The organism is Streptomyces himastatinicus ATCC 53653 (assembly GCF_000158915.1).
In the GTDB taxonomy this organism is placed as follows: domain Bacteria; phylum Actinomycetota; class Actinomycetes; order Streptomycetales; family Streptomycetaceae; genus Streptomyces; species Streptomyces himastatinicus.
Window position 1 is genome coordinate 3,890,694 of sequence record NZ_GG657754.1, and the last position, 2,954, is coordinate 3,893,647.

Here is a 2,954-nt window from a genome sequence, read left to right on the forward strand (position 1 = left end):
CCGGGCGGCCCCGGCGGCGCCCAGCACGGCCGCCTCGGCGGCGCAGGCCACGGCGGTGCCGGTGGCCGCGGCGGCGCGGAAGCCGTGGACGGTGAGCATCCGGGCGAGGAACAGCAGCCCGGCCAGCGCGGCGACGCCCGCCTCGGCGGTGGGGTCCGCGGCGGCGCCGGGCACCGTGAGCCGGGCCGTGAGCACCAGCGGCGGCAGGGCGAGCAGGAAGGCCAGGGCCGCGGCCGCGCACAGCGGACGGACGCCCGCCGCGAACTCGTCCAGCCCGCTGCTTGCGGCCAGCCTGCGGCGCGCCCGTACGGCGAACCAGCGGGCGCACCACGCGGCGGGGGCGACGGCGAGGCAGAGCACGACGGCGGCCTCGCACGCCGCCGCCGGGTCGTACGGACCGGCGGCGAACGGTCCGGGGGCGCCGTCCGTACGGCCGATGAGCCCGGCCAGCAGCCAATCGCCGCAGGCGGCGTAGGCGAGCAGCCAGCCGGTGCACAGCGCTCCCGGCAGGGCCGCGAAAAGGGCGGTGAGCAGGCCCACGAAACGGCCCGCGAATCGGTTCGCGGATCGGTTCGCGGATCGGTTCGCGGATCGGCCCCCGCGCCGACTCGTCCGGCCGCGCCGCCCGCCCGCGCCGAGCGAGCCGCGGCGCAGGCACGGCCACAGCGCGCCCGCCGTCAGCACGGCACCGGCCGCGCCCACGGCGACGGCACCGGTCCGGTACGCGCCGATCACGGTCGCCGCGACCAGCGCGCCGGGCAGCAGGGGGAGCAGCCCGAGTACCGCCCGCAGGGCCCAGGGCCGGGCCGGGGCGGTCTTCTGACGGGGCGCGTCGTCCCCGCCGTCGCCGTCGCGCGGGACCCGGGCGTACAGCTCCTCGGCGAGCGAGAAGACATCGCGGTGCCGGAAGCGGGCGGCGGTGCGGTCGGTCACCCCGTGGGCCTCCAGACCGGCGGCGATCTCCAGCGGATCGACGGCCCGGGCGCACAGCTCACGGTGGCGGTGCATCAGCGCCCGCACCGGATCCACCGAGCCGCGCCGCGCCTTGGCGCCCCGCTCATGGGCGGACGCCGGGGCGCTGGGCTGTTCGCGGCGCGCCCCGGACGGGCCAGGGGCGGGCCCGGTCATGCGCCCTCCTCGGACAGCGCGGCCAGCGGCTGCCGCGGCGGTGGTCCGTCCTCCGCCCAGCCCGGGGTGTGCGCGAACCGTTTTTTTTGTGGTCCAGCGGCCCGCGATATGGGCCTCCGCCGGGCGGGCGAACGGCAGCGGCGCACCGCCCGCGCCGACCTCCTCGCGGCGCACCGGGCAGTGCGACATCAACTCCAGGTAGATGCCCCGGAAGGCGACCACGTTCTGCTCGGCGGTGAAGAGCTCCAGGGCCCGGGCGCGCGCGGCGGCGCCCAGGCGGGCGCGGCGCTCGGGGTCGCGCAACAGTGCGAGGCACGCGTCGGCGAGCGCCCTGGGGTTGCGCGGCGGCACGACCAGACCGGTGCCGCCGATGGCCTCGCAGACGGCGCCCGCGTCCGTCGAGACCGTGGCCCGGCCGCAGAACATCGCCTCGACCAGCCCCACCGGAAAGCCCTCGACCACGCTGGACAGCACGACGACGGCGCCCGCCGCGTACGCGTCCGCCAGGGTGGGCACCTCGGGGTCGCCGACGTGCTCGAAGGAGACCGGATTGTCCCCGGGTGTATGGGCGTTCGCGGCCTCGTCGGGGAAGAGGTGGTCGGCCAGGGCGCGGCAGTGGGCCGGGTAGCCGTCGCCGGACGGGTCGTGGCCGGTGGGGTCGTCGCCGAGCCGGGTCTCGATGACGCGCAGCCGCGCGTCCGGCTGCCAGCGGCGCACCTCGGCGAAGGCGTGCAGCAGCGCGACGACGTCCTTGGCGGGTTCGAGCCGCCCCACCCACACCAGCGTCCGCTCGTCGCCGCCTCCGGCCGCCGCGCCGCCCTCGCCGACCTCGGCGAAGCGGGCGGCGTCCATGCCGGGGTAGACGGTGCGCAGCCGCTCCGGGGAGGCGCCGCAGCGTTCCTGCCAGCGGCGGGCGTGGGTATTGCCGGGGGTGATCAGCGCGGCCTGGGCGTACGCCTCGGCGGCCAGCCTCCCCTGGAAGGCGGCCAGCAGGGCGCGGACCGGCTCGGAGCGGTCGTCGCGCCCGGCGGTGCTCCGCAGATAGTGCTCGCGCAGCCGTACGCCGTACTCGGTGACCAGCAGCGGCGTACCGAACCGGCGCTTGGCCAGCAGCCCGGGGAGCGCGGCCGCGCCGCCGGAGGTGGCGTGGCACAGGTCCACACCGGACAGCCCGGGGTCGCGGCCACCGCCGCCGTACCAGTCGAGCGACAGCGGGCGCAGTGCCCGCTCCAGCGCCTCGGTCACGGCCAGCAGATCGGTGACCCGCGCCCGGTGGGCGGCGCGCGGCGCCCCGGGGGTGTGGCAGGCGCGCTCCAGGGTGCGGACGGCGTCCTCGGAGCGGAGCGCGGTGGCGAGTCCGCCGGTGTCGCGGGCGAGGTCGGCGAGGCCGTGGAGACCACTGGCGAAACGGTCCGCCTGGGCGCTGTCGGGGCCCGCCAGGGACGCTGATCGCCACCCGCCAGATCCCCGAAGTGCTCGGCGAACCGCCGCCGCTGCCGCCGCCCGTACGACCGCCGCCGCCCGGTCGGCTCGCCCCACAGCGGCGCGGTGCGCACCCGGCGCACCTGCGCGGGCAGCTCCGCCCGGCCCGCGGCCTCCTGGCGGGCGTCCCGGCTCAGCGCGTAGACCTCGAAGTCGTGCTGGTCCAGCCCGCGCACCAGCCGGTCGCACCACACTCGCGCCTCACCGGTCGCATACGGGTACCCACCCTCCGTAAGCAGTCCCACGCGCATGAGCGCACCCCCGATCTCCCATGTGGGCAAGCCGTCATGCCGCGGTTCGGCACGTCGGGCAGCGGGAGCACGTTATGCGCGCATGGCCGTGGC

At 78.0% G+C, this 2,954-nt stretch carries 1 pseudogene; it reads right to left on the reverse strand.

Going from position 1 to position 2,954, the window contains the following annotated elements:
* Nucleotides 1-1,137 precede the first annotated feature (1,137 nt).
* Nucleotides 1,138-2,861, reverse strand: a pseudogene (locus tag SSOG_RS54835) (DUF3492 domain-containing protein); the annotation flags it as partial.
* Between the last annotated feature and the right edge of the window lie 93 nt (nucleotides 2,862-2,954).